The organism is Pseudomonas sp. P129 (assembly GCF_020312195.1).
Classification (GTDB): Bacteria; Pseudomonadota; Gammaproteobacteria; order Pseudomonadales; family Pseudomonadaceae; genus Aquipseudomonas; species Aquipseudomonas fragariae.
On record NZ_JAGPYS010000001.1, the window covers coordinates 1,093,555 to 1,109,317 of the forward strand.

Consider the following 15,763-nt stretch of genomic DNA (forward strand, 5'->3'; position numbering starts at 1 on the left):
AGGTTTCCATCGTTTATTACGTTGATGACGAAGTATACCCGAGCGTCTTCGCAGGCGGCTCGCTATAATCAGCGGCTTTTGATGCTGGGTTTCGGATGTTCAAGATGGAGTTGGCGATGCGCGATCGACTGTTGGCTGCGGAGAAAGTTAAGGCCATCGATTGGCGGGACGACGCTCTGTACCTGCTGGACCAGCGGGTACTGCCGTTCGAGGAAGTCTGGCACCGCTATACCACCGCCGAGGGAGTCGCCGAAGCGATTCGCACGATGGTCGTGCGCGGGGCGCCGGCTATCGGCATCAGTGCCGCTTATGGTGCTGTGCTGGCCGCACGTGCGCGTATCGCGCAGGGTGCAGACTGGTATCCGGCGCTGGAAGAGGACATGCAGTTGCTGGCCGATTCGCGCCCGACTGCAGTGAACCTGTTCTGGGCGCTTAACCGGATGCGTGATCGGCTGATGCGCGTCAAGGATGGCGATGACCCACTGGCAGCCCTCGAGGCCGAAGCCGTGGCGATTCACCTGAGCGACCGCGAGGCCAATCTGACCATGGCGCAGCTGGGCGCCGACCTGATCCGCAAGCACCAGGGCAATCTGCAGACGGTGCTCACCCACTGCAATACCGGGGCGCTGGCCACTGGGGGCTTTGGCACGGCGCTGGGGGTGATTCGCGCGGCGCATCTGGAAGGCATGATCGAGCGGGTCTACGCCGACGAAACCCGGCCTTGGCTGCAGGGCTCGCGTCTGACCGCCTGGGAGCTGGCCAACGAGGGCATCCCGGTGACCCTGAACGCAGATTCCGCCGCGGCGCACCTGATGCGTACCAAGGGCATCACCTGGGTCATCGTCGGTGCCGACCGCATCACCGCCAACGGTGATGTGGCGAACAAGATCGGTACCTATCAGCTCGCCGTTGCCGCCATGCACCACGGGGTGCGCTTCATGGTGGTCGCGCCGAGTTCGACCATCGACATGGAAATGGCCAGTGGCGACGACATCGTCATCGAAGAGCGTGACGGTCGCGAACTGCTTGAAGTAGGCGGTCAGCGAGTCGGCGCCGAGGTCGAGGCTTTCAACCCGGTGTTCGATGTGACGCCGGCAGACCTGATCGACGCCATCGTGACTGAAAAGGGCATTGTCGAGCGTCCCGATACCGCGCGCATGGCTCAATTGATGAGCCGTAAACACCTTCACTGAGGCTGACAGGCCCGACCCTTCGCCGTTGTGCAATGCGGCTGGACGGGCCTGTAAGCGTTTCTCAGGCGTGTTATGCGTCTGCGGCTCGCTTTCAGCGCCTGCAAAGGATGTGAGCGCCTCGGCGATTGTGGTAATATCCGGCGGTTATCGGGGACACTGATTGTGGTCGCCCACGCTGCGTAGATTCATGGCATAACTCGTTGATTTGTCGTAAGTCGCTGCCCCGCACATGCTGGCAGCGGCGAGCTTCGTATACCCCGAATGGGTTTGCGAGGTTTCACCAGAAAAAGGAATCAGGCTTCTCATGGGCGAACTGGCCAAAGAAATCCTCCCGGTCAATATCGAAGACGAGCTGAAGCAGTCCTACCTCGACTACGCGATGAGCGTAATCGTCGGTCGCGCACTGCCCGATGCACGCGACGGCTTGAAGCCCGTGCACCGGCGCGTGTTGTTCGCAATGAGCGAGCTGGGTAACGACTGGAACAAGCCGTACAAGAAATCCGCCCGTGTGGTTGGTGACGTGATCGGTAAGTATCACCCGCACGGCGACACCGCCGTGTACGACACCATCGTTCGTATGGCTCAGCCATTCTCGCTGCGCTACCTGCTGGTAGACGGTCAGGGCAACTTCGGTTCGGTCGACGGCGACAACGCCGCCGCCATGCGATACACCGAAGTGCGCATGACCAAGCTGGCGCACGAGCTGCTGGCCGACCTGCACAAGGAAACCGTGGACTGGGTGCCGAACTACGACGGCACCGAGATGATCCCGGCGGTCATGCCGACCCGTATTCCCAATCTGCTGGTCAACGGTTCCAGCGGTATCGCCGTGGGCATGGCGACCAACATTCCGCCGCACAACCTCGGTGAAGTCATCGACGGTTGCCTGGCGCTGATCGACAACCCCGAGTTGACGGTCGACGAGTTGATGCAATACATCCCCGGCCCGGATTTCCCGACTGCGGCAATCATCAACGGTCGCGCCGGCATCATCGAAGCCTATCGCACGGGCCGCGGACGCATTTACATGCGTGCCCGCTCCATCGTCGAAGACATCGACAAGGTTGGCGGTCGCCAGCAGATCGTCATCACCGAGTTGCCTTACCAGCTGAACAAGGCACGTCTGATCGAGAAGATCGCCGAGCTGGTCAAGGAAAAGAAACTCGAAGGCATCACCGAGCTGCGCGACGAGTCCGACAAGGACGGTATGCGCGTGGTCATCGAGCTGCGTCGTGGCGAAGTGCCTGAGGTTATCCTCAACAACCTTTATGCCCAGACCCAGCTGCAAAGCGTTTTCGGTATCAACATCGTTGCCCTGATCGACGGTCGTCCGCGCATCCTGAACCTCAAGGACCTGCTGGAAGCCTTCGTTCGTCATCGCCGCGAAGTGGTGACCCGCCGTACCGTGTTCGAACTGCGCAAGGCGCGCGAGCGTGGCCATATCCTTGAGGGTCAGGCTGTTGCGCTGTCCAACATCGACCCGGTCATCGCCCTCATCAAGGCCTCTCCGACACCTGCCGAAGCCAAGGAAGCGCTGATCAAGACGCCTTGGGAGTCGAGCGCAGTGGTCGAGATGGTCGAGCGTGCCGGTGCCGATTCGTGCCGCCCCGAGAACCTCGATCCGCAATACGGTCTGCGTGAAGGCAAATATTTCCTGTCGCCGGAACAGGCTCAGGCCATTCTGGAATTGCGTCTGCACCGCCTGACCGGTCTGGAGCACGAGAAGCTGCTGGGCGAGTACCAGGAAATCCTCAACCAGATCGGCGAGCTGATCCGCATCCTCAACAGCGCAACGCGCCTGATGGAAGTGATCCGCGAAGAACTGGAACTGATCCGCTCCGAATACGGCGATGCCCGTCGCACCGAAATTCTCGATGCGCGCCTGGACCTGACGCTGGGTGACCTGATCACCGAAGAAGAGCGTGTGGTCACCATTTCCCACGGCGGTTATGCCAAGACTCAGCCTTTGGCGGTCTATCAGGCTCAGCGCCGCGGCGGCAAGGGCAAGTCGGCCACCGGCATCAAGGATGAGGACTACATCGCTCACCTGCTGGTCGCCAACAGCCACACCACGCTGCTGATGTTCTCCAGCAAGGGCAAGGTCTACTGGCTCAAGACCTACGAGATTCCGGAAGCGTCCCGCGCTGCTCGTGGTCGTCCGCTGGTCAACCTGTTGCCGTTGAGCGATGGCGAATACATCACCACCATGCTGCCGGTCGACCTCGAAGCCATGCGCAAGCGTGCCGATGAAGAAGGCGAGGCCCTGGAAGGCGAGCTGGACGACGCGGAAAACAGCAGCGAGACCGAAGAAGAGCGCAAGGCCCGTATCAAGGCTGCCGACAAGAAGAAGGCGCCGTTCATCTTCATGTCCACCGCCAACGGTACTGTCAAGAAGACCCCGCTGGTCGCATTCAGCCGTCAGCGCAGCTCGGGCCTCATCGCCCTTGAGCTGGACGAGGGCGACATCCTGATCTCCGCAGCCATTACCGATGGCGAGCAGGAAATCATGCTGTTCTCCGACGGCGGCAAGGTGACCCGCTTCAAGGAATCCGACGTCCGCGCCATGGGCCGTACCGCCCGCGGTGTTCGCGGTATGCGTCTGCCGGAAGGGCAAAAGCTGATTTCGATGCTGATCCCGGAAGAAGGCAGCCAGATTCTGACCGCTTCCGAGCGCGGCTACGGCAAGCGTACGGCGATTTCCGAGTTCCCCGAGTACAAGCGTGGTGGTCAGGGTGTTATCGCCATGGTCAGCAACGAGCGTAACGGCCGTCTGGTCGGCGCGGTTCAGGTGCTTGATGGCGAAGAAATCATGCTGATTTCCGACCAGGGCACGCTGGTTCGTACCCGCGTTGGTGAAGTGTCCAGTCTGGGTCGTAACACCCAGGGCGTTACCCTGATCAAGCTGGCCAGCGACGAGAAGCTGGTTGGTCTGGAGCGTGTTCAGGAGCCGTCGGAAGTCGAAGGCGAAGAGCTTGAGGGTGAGCTTGTCGACGGCGTGATCGTCGATGCCGCTGAAGTGGACGATGCCGGTGAAGACCTGCAGGCGGATGCTGCGTCAGACGAAGACGAACCACAGAACTAAGCGCTAACGTAAATCAGGTAAGGGCTGGCTCGTCTGTGCATGCATCTGCATTCCAGGCAAGTCCAGCCCTTGCGGCATTCGGCCAGCCCGGCGGCCGGATCAAGATTCCCGCAAGGAGCTGCCAGTCGCTGCGGCGTCTGTCTGCTCGTGGCAAGTAACCAGAAACAAGCGCGTACAGACCCAACGTATTTGACGAGAGTGGATATGAGCAAGCGAGCCTTTAACTTCTGCGCAGGTCCTGCTGCGCTTCCTGAAGCTGTTCTGCTGCGTGCCCAGGCGGAACTCCTCGACTGGCATGGCAAAGGCCTTTCCGTCATGGAAATGAGCCACCGCAGTGATGAGTTCGTCTCCATTGCCACCAAGGCCGAGCAGGATCTGCGTGATCTGCTGTCCATTCCTTCGAATTACAAAGTGTTGTTCCTGCAAGGCGGTGCCAGCCAGCAGTTCGCCCAGATTGCGCTGAACCTGCTGCCTGAAAATGGCAAGGCCGATTACATCGACACCGGCATCTGGTCGCAGAAGGCTATCGACGAGGCTTCGCGCTACGGCGCAATCAACGTCGCGGCCAGCGCCAAGGCCTACGATTACTTCGCCATTCCCGGCCAGAACGAGTGGAAGCTGTCCAAGGACGCTGCCTACGTCCACTACGCGCCGAACGAAACCATTGGCGGCCTGGAATTCAACTGGATTCCGGAAACCGGCGACGTGCCCCTGGTGGCCGACATGTCTTCGGACATCCTCTCGCGTCCGCTGGATATCTCGCGTTTCGGCATGATTTACGCCGGCGCCCAGAAGAACATCGGCCCCAGCGGTATCGTGGTGGTGATCATTCGCGAAGACCTGCTGGGCCGCGCTCGCTCGCTGTGCCCGACCATGCTCGACTACAAGGTCGCGGCCGACAATGGTTCGATGTACAACACGCCGCCGACCCTGGCCTGGTATCTGTCCGGGCTGGTCTTCGAATGGCTGAAAGAGCAGGGCGGTGTCGAAGCGATCGGCAAGCGCAACGAAATCAAGCAGCGCACGCTGTATGACTTCATCGACGCCAGCGAGCTGTACAGCAACCCGATCAACAAGCCTGATCGTTCGTGGATGAACGTCCCGTTCCGTCTGGCTGACGATCGTCTCGACAAGTCGTTCCTGGCCGGTGCCGATGCAAACGGCCTGCTCAACCTCAAGGGCCATCGTTCGGTAGGCGGCATGCGTGCATCCATCTACAACGCGATCGATATCAACGCCATCAATGCGCTGGTGGCCTACATGAAAGACTTCGAGAAGGAGCACGGCTGATGTCCGAGCAAGAACTCAAGGCGCTTCGCGTCCGTATCGACAGCCTCGATGAGAAGGTTCTGGAACTGATCAGCGAGCGTGCCCGCTGTGCCCAGGAAGTGGCCAGGGTCAAGATGTCCTCGCTGGCTGAAGGCGAGGTGCCTGTATTCTATCGTCCGGAGCGAGAAGCTGCGGTGCTCAGGCGAGTCATGGAACGCAATCGCGGACCGTTGAGCAACGAAGAAATGGCGCGTCTGTTCCGCGAAATCATGTCTTCCTGCCTGGCGCTGGAACAGCCGCTCAAGGTCGCCTATCTTGGCCCTGAGGGGACGTTCACCCAGGCCGCCGCGATGAAGCATTTCGGGCACGCAGTCATCAGTCTGCCGATGGCCGCAATTGACGAAGTGTTTCGCGAAGTGGTCGCCGGTGCCGTGAATTTCGGCGTGGTTCCGGTGGAAAACTCCACCGAGGGCGCGGTCAATCACACCCTCGACAGCTTTCTTGAGCACGACATGGTGATCTGCGGCGAAGTCGAACTGCGCATTCACCACCATCTGCTGGTGGGCGAAAGCACCAAGACCGAAAGCATCACGCGCATCTATTCCCATGCTCAGTCACTGGCCCAGTGCCGTAAATGGCTGGATGCCCATTACCCGAATGTCGAGCGCGTCGCCGTTGCCAGCAACGCCGAGGCTGCCAAACGGGTCAAGGGCGAGTGGAACTCGGCGGCCATCGCCGGCGATATGGCGGCAGGTCTGTATGGCCTGACCCGGCTGGCGGAAAAGATCGAAGATCGTCCGGACAATTCCACGCGCTTTCTCATTATCGGCAATCAGGAAGTCCCGCCGACCGGGGATGACAAGACCTCGATCATTGTGTCGATGAGCAACAAGCCGGGCGCGCTGCACGAGCTGCTGGTGCCGTTCCACGAGAATGGCCTGGACCTGACACGGATCGAGACCCGTCCTTCGCGCAGTGGCAAGTGGACCTACGTGTTCTTCATCGACTTCGTCGGGCATCACAAGGATCCGCTGGTCAAGGCCGTGCTGGAGCAAATCAGCAGTGAGGCGGTGGCCTTGAAGGTGTTGGGTTCTTACCCGAAGGCGGTTCTCTGAGGGCGCGCTCCATGATGCATTTGTTTTTTACCTTGCCGGGCTGTCAGGTATGTTCGCGTGGTTGATGTGATTGCAGAACATTCAGTACGGCCGCTGATCGGTCGACTGGTGGTCGTCGGGCTTGGGCTGATTGGCGGTTCCTTTGCCAAGGGCGTACGCGAAAGCGGGCTGTGTCGCGAGGTGGTCGGTGTCGATCTTGATCCACAGTCGCGACGGCTTGCGGTCGAGCTGGGGGTCGTGGACCGTTGTGAGGCCGATCTTGCTGTAGCCTGCCGTGGCGCTGACGTGATTCAGCTGGCAGTGCCGATACTGGCCATGGAAAAGCTGCTTGCGCTGCTGGCGCCTATCGATCTGGGGCAGGCAATCCTGACCGATGTCGGCAGCGCCAAAGGCAATGTGGTGAGGGCTGCACGTCAGGCGTTCGGGCACATGCCGTCGCGCTTCGTGCCCGGCCATCCGATTGCCGGTTCCGAGCAGAGCGGCGTCGAGGCGTCCAATGCGGCGCTGTTTCGTCGCCATAAGGTCATTCTCACGCCGCTGGCTGAAACCGATCCTCATGCGGTGGCGATTGTCGACCAGTTGTGGTCTGCCCTGGGGGCTGACGTAGAGCGCATGCAGGTCGAGCGCCACGATGAGGTGCTGGCTGCCACCAGCCATCTGCCGCACCTGTTGGCATTCGGTCTGGTCGATTCGCTGGCCAAGCGCAACGAAAACCTGGACATATTCAGGTATGCCGCAGGCGGGTTTCGTGATTTCACGCGCATCGCAGGCAGCGATCCGACCATGTGGCATGACATTTTCATGGCCAACCGTGATGCTGTACTGCGCACTCTGGACAGCTTTCGCACCGATCTCGACGCCTTGCGCGACGCAGTGGATGCCGGTGACGGCGCGCAGTTGATGGACGTATTTACCCGCGCGCGCGCAGCGAGAGAGCACTTTGGCAGAATCCTCGCCAGCCGTGCCCGTGTCGATAGCTCAGCTGGCGAGCCTCGTGCGATTCACGGCGGGGCTGCGGAGGGTGTCAGTCATCGCATCAAAGGGCCGGTGGATGTGACGTCGGCGGTGCTGTTCATGGTCGCGACGTCGATCAGTGAAGGCTGTGACCTGCTGCTGGAGGACGTTTCCGTCAGTTCCTCGTGCGAGGGGGCGATCGATATCTTGCGCCTGATGGGCGGCGATATCGTGCTGCAGAACGTCCGCAAGCTGGCGGATGAAACGGTCGCTGACCTGCACGTTCGCTCGGCCCGGCTCAAAGGCGCTGACATCCCCGAAGCGCTGGTGTCTCTGGCGCTGAATGCATTTCCGGTGCTTCTTGTTGCCGCAGCCTGCGCAGAAGGGCGTACCATTCTGCGCGGCGCGCAGGCCCTGCAAGCCGATGAGGCAGAGTGCGTCAGGCTGATGGCTGACGGTTTGCTGGCTGTCGGCATCGAGGTCGAATCCGTGCTGGATGGCATCATTATCGAAGGCGGTGTGCCGGGTGGCGGCGAGGTTGATGCTCGCGGTGATCAGCGTATCGTCATGGCGTTTCGCGTTGCATCGTTGAGGGCTTCGGCGCCCATCCGTATTCAGGCGTGCGCGGATGCCGCCGCATTGTTTCCCCATTTTCTGGCGCTGTGCGCTCAAGTTGGCATGCGTGTAGCGCAAGAGGACAAAAAGTGAAAATCAAAGCTCCTGTTATTACCATCGACGGACCCAGCGGTTCCGGAAAGGGCACGGTCGCCGGGTTGCTGGCCAGAAAGCTCGGCTGGTGCCTGCTTGACTCCGGCGCGTTGTATCGCCTGCTGGCTTTCGCGGCGCGCAATCACGGTGTCGACCTGACCAATGAAGAAGCGCTCAAGCTCCTGGCCGCTCATCTGGATGTTCAGTTCGAGGCGACTGCGGCAGGGCAGGGGCAGCGCATCATTCTGGAAGGCGAGGACGTCACCCACGCCATTCGCAACGAACAGGTCGGCAGCGGCGCATCGCAGGTGGCCTCGCTGCCGGCGGTGCGCGATGCGTTGCTGTTGCGCCAGCGCGCGTTTCAGGAAGAGCCGGGCCTGGTCGCGGACGGTCGAGACATGGGCACCGTGGTCTTCCCGGATGCACCGCTGAAGATATTCCTCACCGCCAGTGCCGAGGAGCGTGCGCGTCGACGTTACTTACAGTTGAAGGCCAAGGGCGATGATGTTAGTCTGTCGAGTCTGCTAGATGAGATATGTGCACGCGACGAGCGTGACACCCAGCGAGCGGTAGCACCGTTGAAGCCGGCGCACGACGCCATACAGCTGGATTCCACTGAATTGTCCATCGAACAGGTGCTGGAACGCATTCTGAGTGAAATCGCGCTTCGCGGTATTGCCGGATGACGAAGAGGCGTGTGGGAGACCAGTCATAGTCCCGCAGGCTTTCTTTTACTTGAACGAAACCCACGTTGTCTGGAGCGTGGCAGATGGGCGTATCCTTCGCCCTTGATCAACAGGAATTAAAATGAGCGAAAGCTTTGCAGAACTTTTTGAAGAAAGCCTAAAGACCCTCAACCTTCAGGCCGGTTCGATCATCACCGCAATCATCGTTGATATCGACTACCAGGCAGGTTGGGTTACGGTTCACGCCGGTCTGAAATCTGAAGGCCTCATCCCGCTGGAACAGTTCCACAACGACGCTGGCGAGCTGACCATCAAGATCGGTGATGAAGTTCACGTTGCGCTGGACGCGGTCGAAGATGGCTTTGGCGAAACCAAGCTGTCCCGCGAAAAAGCCAAGCGTGCCGAGTGCTGGATCGTTCTGGAAGCGGCTTTCGCAGCTGAAGAAGTGGTCAAGGGCGTTATCAACGGTAAGGTTAAAGGCGGCTTCACTGTCGACGTTAACGGCATCCGTGCGTTCCTGCCTGGTTCTCTGGTTGACGTCCGCCCTGTGCGTGACACGACTCACCTGGAAGGCAAAGAGCTCGAGTTCAAGGTCATCAAGCTGGACCAGAAGCGCAACAACGTTGTCGTTTCCCGTCGCAGTGTCCTGGAAGCCGAGAACAGTGCCGAGCGCGAAGCTCTGCTCGAGTCCCTGCAGGAAGGTCAGCAAGTCAAGGGTATCGTCAAGAACCTCACCGATTACGGCGCATTCGTCGATCTGGGTGGCGTCGATGGCCTGCTGCACATTACCGACATGGCCTGGAAGCGTATCAAGCATCCATCGGAAATCGTCAACGTTGGCGACGAGATCGATGTCAAGGTCCTGAAGTACGATCGTGAGCGCAATCGTGTTTCCCTGGGTCTGAAGCAACTGGGTGAAGACCCATGGGTTGCTATCAAGGCTCGCTACCCGGAAAGCACCCGCGTTACCGCGCGTGTGACCAACCTGACCGACTACGGCTGCTTCGCAGAGCTGGAAGAAGGCGTGGAAGGCCTGGTACACGTTTCCGAAATGGACTGGACCAACAAGAACATCCACCCTTCGAAAGTCGTTCAGGTTGGCGACGAAGTGGAAGTCATGGTTCTGGACATCGACGAAGAGCGTCGTCGTATCTCCCTCGGCATCAAACAGTGCAAATCCAACCCATGGGAAGATTTCTCTGGCCAGTTCAACAAGGGCGATAAAATCTCCGGCACCATCAAGTCGATCACCGATTTCGGTATCTTCATTGGTCTGGACGGCGGCATCGACGGTCTGGTTCACCTGTCCGACATCTCCTGGAACGAAGTGGGCGAAGAAGCCGTACGTCGCTTCAAGAAAGGCGACGAGCTCGACACTGTGATCCTGTCGGTTGATCCTGAGCGTGAGCGCATCTCGCTGGGTATCAAGCAGCTGGAAAGCGATCCGTTCTCCGAGTACGTCACTGTCAATGACAAGGGCGCCATCGTTCGCGGTATCGTTAAAGAAGTTGACGCCAAAGGCGCCATCATCACTCTGGCCGACGACATCGAAGCGACCCTCAAGGCTTCCGAAATCAGCCGTGACCGCGTTGAAGACGCGCGTAACGTTCTGAAGGAAGGGGAAGAGATCGAAGCCAAGATCATCAGCGTTGACCGCAAGAGCCGCGTAATCAGCTTGTCCATCAAGTCGAAAGACGTTGAAGACGAGAAAGAAGCGATCCAGAGCCTGCGTAGCAAGCCTGAAGTCGCTGAAAGCACTGGTCCTACCACTATTGGTGACCTGCTGCGCGCGCAAATGGAAAAACAGAACTAAGTTCTACTTGACCAAAAAAAGGACGACTTCGGTCGTCCTTTTTTGTTTATGCCGTTCAGGCCCTACGGGTTCGGATGCTTCTTGCTTGCTCTCACGCACAGTCCGAGCCACTAAACGTCTCCAGTGGCCTCTCAGGCCGTCTTATTCGTCTATTGCTCCAGCTCCCTTCCGGTACCGCTCTCCTGTCATGTCGCTGTAATCTGTTCATGCCTGGTTAGACGGTGTTGAACATAAGTCAATAGATGGGCTGTTCAAATTCATCCGGTCATGCTAAAACCTTCCAAGCGCTGATCTAGCTGCTTGAAAAAGAAGGGAAAAATATGACGAAGTCGGAGTTGATCGAACGAATTGTCACCCATCAAGGGCTGCTCTCATCCAAGGATGTCGAGCTGGCCATCAAGACCATGCTTGAACAAATGTCCCAGTGCCTGGCAACCGGAGACCGAATCGAGATTCGGGGCTTTGGCAGCTTCTCGCTGCATTACCGCGCACCGCGGGTAGGGCGCAACCCGAAGACCGGTCAGTCGGTCAGTCTCGATGGCAAGTTTGTCCCGCATTTCAAGCCGGGCAAAGAGCTGCGGGATCGGGTCAACGAGGATGAAGAAGAGGGCTTTTAAAGCCATTCACCACAGGATCACCAGATGCGTATCTTCAAACGAGTCATTTTGATCGTCGCCGTGTTGCTCGTTGTTTTGGCAACGACCGTGTTTGTACTTGAAAATCGGCAGTCTGTCGCCGTGACGTTTTTCGGTTGGTCGGCGCCTCAGCTTCCTCTGGCATTGCCTGTTGTCCTTGCCTTGCTCGTGGGCATGGTCATCGGCCCGGTACTGGCGTGGATAGCCAGCCTTCGTAAAAAGCGCACACCTTCCCCTCGCTCTGTCTGAGCAGCGTTGATGATATTCGTCGTCGGAGATCGATCTGGCGACACGATAGCGCGCGTCTTTTACTCCCTTTTGTTCATGAAGCAACATGCGCTGCCGCTGAGTTGGCGCGCTTCGTTGTGTCTTCAAACGATTTTTTTCGAAAAAATAGCCTTATAATTCTGTCGGTTTATTCTTCGCTTATATGAAGAGTAGTTACTTCGCCGTGTAGGAATATTCGCTTTTTTAATTCGCGCACCCATTTTAAAGGGGGTGCGGGTTATATTCATTTTCAGCGTCGTTTACTGCTGCCCTGACCGCCTTGTGTCAAGGCTTGAAAATGAATCGTTCAAGTGCAGAATGCGCCGAAACTTAATGTTCAGACCTGCTACCGGATGTTCCGCATAGTCAGAGCAGGCTGGCAAGAAAAGGTGACTGCATGTCCTACCCGCAAATCATTCATCACGGCGCTGTCGATACAGTAACGGGCTCGTGTCATCAACTGCACATGAATGCATCGAGCAGCCTGCTGATTGACTGTGGGTCGGTGCAGGAGCGCGGCAGGCGGTCCGGGACGGCTTCATTCGGATTCGATCCCGAGGCTATCAGGGCGCTGTTGATCAGCCACGTACACAATGACCATGTCGGGCGTATTCCCGAGTTGCTGGCATCCGGTTACAAGGGGCCGATACTGTGCAGTGAGCCCAGTGCCCATCTGTTGCCACTGGTCATGGAAGATCTCCTGAAAATTGAATTTGCACACGACCCCGGGCAAGTCGCGCGCTACCTGGACGTCATCAACAAGAGAATCATCGCTTTGCCATTCAATGAATGGTTCAGTCTGGTCGACAACGAATCCCTGCATTGCCGGGTCCGCTTGCAGCGTGCCGGACACATACTGGGTTCGGCCTATATAGAGTGTGATCTTCAATACCCTGCACAAGGGCGTTCTGTGCGGGTGGTATTTTCCGGTGACCTGGGGGCAAGCCATACACCGTTTCTGCCTGCGCCGAAGCCGCCCGAGCGCGCGGATGTGCTGGTCCTGGAAAGCACCTATGGCAATCGTATTCACGAAGATCGCAGCATTCGTCAGCAAGGGCTGGAGCGCATCATAGACAAGGCGCTGGAGGATAACGGCACCGTCCTGATACCAGCGTTCAGCATCGGCCGAACCCAGGAATTGCTCTACGAGCTGGAAGACATACTGCGACACAAGATGCCGTTGGATCATTGCGCCGGGAACAGTGAGCACCTGAATGATGGTGACGTACCGTGCGCAGACTGGTCGAGGTTGCCGATCATCCTTGATTCGCCTCTGGCGAGTCGTTTTACCAGGGTCTATCAGTCGTTCGAAGACTATTGGGATGAGGATGCCCGGCTAAGGCTCGACGTCGGCAGAAAGCCGTTGGGTTTCGAACAACTGGTTACCGTCGATACTCATGAGGAGCACCTGCGCACGGTCAACTACCTGGCCAGCACGGCGCGTCCGGCCATCGTGATTGCCGGTAACGGTATGTGTGCCGGAGGCAGAATCGTCAATTACCTGAAAGCCATGCTCGGCGACACGCGACATAACGTGGTATTTGTCGGCTATCAGGGCAAGGGAACACCGGGCGAGGCCATTCAGTTGCACGGCCCGTCGGGTGGCTATGTAGAGCTGGATCGCGAGCGCTTTGATATAAAAGCGGGGGTCCATACCGCAAAAGGCTATTCTGCCCACGCCGATCAGGTCGAACTGGTCGAGTTCGTCACGGGGATGAAAGAGTGGCCGACGCAGATTCGCTTGGTGCATGGCGAGGCGGCGGCGAAAAAGGTGCTGGGTAATATTCTGAGTCGTAAGTACTCGCTCGAAAAACGCCCGTTGGAACTGCTCATCCCTTGAAAAGCACGATGAGCACCTTAGTTGTCGGCTGACGCGATAATCGAATGTTTGCAAGTGAGTGCCCGGGCCTGATTATTGTGAATTGTTCCTGGTGCACGTTGAGCGTCATCATGAAAGTTATAAAATGGATTAACGATATTTCAGTTGTCAAAAAGCGTTACTTGAGCAATATTTGGCCGATTTGGAAGGACGTGTTTGCATGAGCGGTGATGTTGCATTGGTTGCAATAACAGGTGCGACAGGTTTCGTGGGCAGTGCCGTGGTTCGTCGGCTGATCGAGCGCACAGGCTGTTCTGTGAGGGTTGCAGTCCGGGGCGCTTATGTCGTTTCCAGCCCGCGCATCGATGTGGTCAGTGCACAATCACTGGCACCGGATAATCAATGGGCAAGCTTTGTAACCGGCGTGGATGTGGTGATTCATTGTGCTGCGCGAGTTCATGTGCTCAATGAGACCGCCGACGCACCGGATCAGGAGTACTTTCGCGCCAATGTCACCGCAACGCTGAATCTGGCCGAGCAGGCCGCAGCGGCAGGCGTCAAGCGCTTCATCTTTATCAGTTCCATCAAGGCCAATGGCGAGTCTACGCTTGCGGGTGCGCCATTCACGGCCAGCGACCCGTGCACTCCGCTGGATGCCTACGGCGTGTCAAAACACAGGGCTGAGGAGGGCTTGCGCGAGTTGTCTGCCCGCACCGGTATGCAGGTGGTGATCATTCGACCGGTGCTGGTCTACGGTCCGGGGGTCAAGGCTAATTTCAGAAGCATGATGCGCTGGCTGGACAAGGGGCTGCCGTTGCCGCTCGGGTCCATCGATAATCGCAGAAGCCTGGTGGCGGTGGATAATCTGGCAGATCTGGTGACGGTCTGTGTCGATCATCCTGCTGCGGCTGACCAGACGTTTCTGGTCAGTGACGGGGACGATCTGTCGACGTCCAGGCTGCTGCGCGAAATGGGCAAGGCCTTGGGCAAACCTGCCCGGCTGCTGCCGGTGCCGGCCTCGCTGTTGAAAGCGGCTGCAGCACTGTTGGGCAAGAAAGCTTTTTCACAACGGCTGTGCAACTCGCTGCAGGTCGATATCAGTAAAACCTGTACGATGCTGGATTGGCATCCACCTGTGAGTATTGAACACGCCATGCAGGACACTGCTCGATATTATCTGGAACACGACAAGCATGATTGAGTGGCTGTCGGTAATCGCTATTGCCTTTCTGTCTCTGATTCTAACGGCGTTGCTGCGCAAGTATGCGCTTGCCAAAAGTCTGATCGACATTCCAAACGCCCGAAGTTCGCATTCCATGCCCACGCCCAGAGGCGGCGGCGTTGCCATCGTCATCACTTTCATCATGGCGATGGCTGTCCTGGGGTGGGCCGGTCATCTGCCGCCCTCTGCGCTTGTCGCAATCGTTGGCTCGGGAGGCCTGGTGGCTGTGATCGGTTTCATGGACGATCACGGGCATATCGCCGCACGATGGCGCCTGCTGGGACACTTTGCTGCGGCTGCCTGGGCCTTGTTCTGGCTGGGCGGGCTCGCTCCGCTTGAGTTCATGGGCTGGACGTTCGACACAGGGCCGCTCTGGCAGGTGCTCGCGGCGTTCTATCTGGTGTGGATGCTCAACCTATACAACTTCATGGACGGAATAGACGGTATCGCCGGTATCGAGGCGGTCACGGTATGTCTGGGCATGAGCATTATCTATGCGTTGAGCGGCCACGCCGGACTGTCCTGGGAGGTACTCATGCTGGGCGCTGCCGCGGCGGGATTCCTCTACTGGAACTTCCCTCCGGCGAAGATATTCATGGGCGATGCGGGCAGCGGTTTCCTCGGCATAGCGCTCGGTGTGCTATCCATTCAGGGTTCCTGGGCCTCACCTCAGTTATTCTGGTCCTGGTTGATTCTGCTTGGAGTGTTCATCGTCGACGCGACCGTAACCCTTGTGCGGCGCCTGTTACGCAGAGAAAGGCTCTACGAGGCGCATCGCAGCCACGCGTATCAGTTTGCGTCGCGTCATTACGGCAGGCATGTGCCGGTTACGCTTGCAGTGGGGCTGATCAATCTTGTCTGGTTGCTGCCCATTGCACTATGGGTTGCGCTGGGCGATGGAGAAGGGCTTATATGGGCGGTAGTTGCCTACAGCCCGCTGATTCTACTGGCGTTGAAGTTCCACGCCGGCAAGGCAGAATAAGGTAACGAAGTGTTTTTC

At 58.4% G+C, this 15,763-nt stretch carries 12 protein-coding genes; all 12 read left to right on the forward strand.

Annotated elements, in window-relative coordinates; translation table 11 throughout:
- Window positions 1–116 precede the first annotated feature (116 nt).
- Entirely contained in the window at window positions 117–1,193 is a 1,077-nt protein-coding gene (mtnA, locus tag KBY02_RS04725; protein ID WP_003404235.1) for an S-methyl-5-thioribose-1-phosphate isomerase, read from the forward strand.
- A gap of 304 nt (window positions 1,194–1,497) precedes the next feature.
- Window positions 1,498–4,275: a DNA gyrase subunit A gene (gene gyrA / locus KBY02_RS04730; RefSeq protein ID WP_003314654.1), complete on the forward strand. Its 2,778-nt coding sequence runs from the start codon at window positions 1,498–1,500 to the stop codon at window positions 4,273–4,275.
- 204 nt (window positions 4,276–4,479) lie between these two features.
- Window positions 4,480–5,565 (forward strand): 3-phosphoserine/phosphohydroxythreonine transaminase, encoded by a 1,086-nt coding sequence (serC, locus tag KBY02_RS04735; protein WP_024638884.1) that lies wholly within the window; start codon window positions 4,480–4,482, stop codon window positions 5,563–5,565.
- Window positions 5,565–6,659 carry a prephenate dehydratase gene (pheA, locus tag KBY02_RS04740; protein ID WP_003404232.1) on the forward strand — a complete coding sequence of 365 codons (1,095 nt, stop codon included), beginning with the start codon at window positions 5,565–5,567 and terminating at the stop codon, window positions 6,657–6,659. The genes serC and pheA overlap by 1 nt, the downstream gene beginning before the upstream one ends.
- Window positions 6,660–6,716: 57 nt before the next feature.
- On the forward strand, window positions 6,717–8,321 hold the full coding sequence (locus KBY02_RS04745) for a prephenate dehydrogenase/arogenate dehydrogenase family protein (protein WP_225649921.1): 1,605 nt from the start codon (window positions 6,717–6,719) through the stop codon (window positions 8,319–8,321).
- Entirely contained in the window at window positions 8,318–9,007 is a 690-nt protein-coding gene (cmk, locus tag KBY02_RS04750) for a (d)CMP kinase (RefSeq protein WP_002554563.1), read from the forward strand. The genes KBY02_RS04745 and cmk overlap by 4 nt, the downstream gene beginning before the upstream one ends.
- A gap of 121 nt (window positions 9,008–9,128) precedes the next feature.
- Entirely contained in the window at window positions 9,129–10,820 is a 1,692-nt protein-coding gene (gene rpsA, locus KBY02_RS04755) for a 30S ribosomal protein S1 (protein WP_002554562.1), read from the forward strand.
- Between the two features lie 320 nt (window positions 10,821–11,140).
- Window positions 11,141–11,437 (forward strand): integration host factor subunit beta, encoded by a 297-nt coding sequence (gene ihfB, locus KBY02_RS04760; RefSeq protein ID WP_002554561.1) that lies wholly within the window; start codon window positions 11,141–11,143, stop codon window positions 11,435–11,437.
- A gap of 24 nt (window positions 11,438–11,461) precedes the next feature.
- Window positions 11,462–11,704, forward strand: a complete 243-nt coding sequence (locus KBY02_RS04765; RefSeq protein ID WP_003404230.1) for a lipopolysaccharide assembly protein LapA domain-containing protein — start codon at window positions 11,462–11,464, stop codon at window positions 11,702–11,704.
- A gap of 415 nt (window positions 11,705–12,119) precedes the next feature.
- On the forward strand, window positions 12,120–13,562 hold the full coding sequence (locus KBY02_RS04770; protein ID WP_003404229.1) for an MBL fold metallo-hydrolase RNA specificity domain-containing protein: 1,443 nt from the start codon (window positions 12,120–12,122) through the stop codon (window positions 13,560–13,562).
- A gap of 199 nt (window positions 13,563–13,761) precedes the next feature.
- Window positions 13,762–14,742 carry a UDP-glucose 4-epimerase family protein gene (locus KBY02_RS04775; protein ID WP_054092573.1) on the forward strand — a complete coding sequence of 327 codons (981 nt, stop codon included), beginning with the start codon at window positions 13,762–13,764 and terminating at the stop codon, window positions 14,740–14,742.
- Window positions 14,735–15,745 (forward strand): MraY family glycosyltransferase, encoded by a 1,011-nt coding sequence (locus KBY02_RS04780; RefSeq protein WP_032653381.1) that lies wholly within the window; start codon window positions 14,735–14,737, stop codon window positions 15,743–15,745. Before KBY02_RS04775 ends, KBY02_RS04780 begins: the two co-directional genes overlap by 8 nt.
- Window positions 15,746–15,763 lie beyond the last annotated feature (18 nt).

What these genes read in the sequence shown, in the direction of transcription:
- pheA (WP_003404232.1), top strand. Translation starts at nt 5,565, where the DNA reads ATGTCCGAGCAAGAACTCAAGGCGCTTCGCGTCCGTATCGACAGCCTC.
- serC (WP_024638884.1), top strand. Translation starts at nt 4,480, where the DNA reads ATGAGCAAGCGAGCCTTTAACTTCTGCGCAGGTCCTGCTGCGCTTCCT.
- KBY02_RS04780 (WP_032653381.1), top strand. Translation starts at nt 14,735, where the DNA reads ATGATTGAGTGGCTGTCGGTAATCGCTATTGCCTTTCTGTCTCTGATT.
- gyrA (WP_003314654.1), top strand. Translation starts at nt 1,498, where the DNA reads ATGGGCGAACTGGCCAAAGAAATCCTCCCGGTCAATATCGAAGACGAG.
- rpsA (WP_002554562.1), top strand. Translation starts at nt 9,129, where the DNA reads ATGAGCGAAAGCTTTGCAGAACTTTTTGAAGAAAGCCTAAAGACCCTC.
- KBY02_RS04775 (WP_054092573.1), top strand. Translation starts at nt 13,762, where the DNA reads ATGAGCGGTGATGTTGCATTGGTTGCAATAACAGGTGCGACAGGTTTC.
- KBY02_RS04770 (WP_003404229.1), top strand. Translation starts at nt 12,120, where the DNA reads ATGTCCTACCCGCAAATCATTCATCACGGCGCTGTCGATACAGTAACG.
- mtnA (WP_003404235.1), top strand. Translation starts at nt 117, where the DNA reads ATGCGCGATCGACTGTTGGCTGCGGAGAAAGTTAAGGCCATCGATTGG.
- ihfB (WP_002554561.1), top strand. Translation starts at nt 11,141, where the DNA reads ATGACGAAGTCGGAGTTGATCGAACGAATTGTCACCCATCAAGGGCTG.
- KBY02_RS04765 (WP_003404230.1), top strand. Translation starts at nt 11,462, where the DNA reads ATGCGTATCTTCAAACGAGTCATTTTGATCGTCGCCGTGTTGCTCGTT.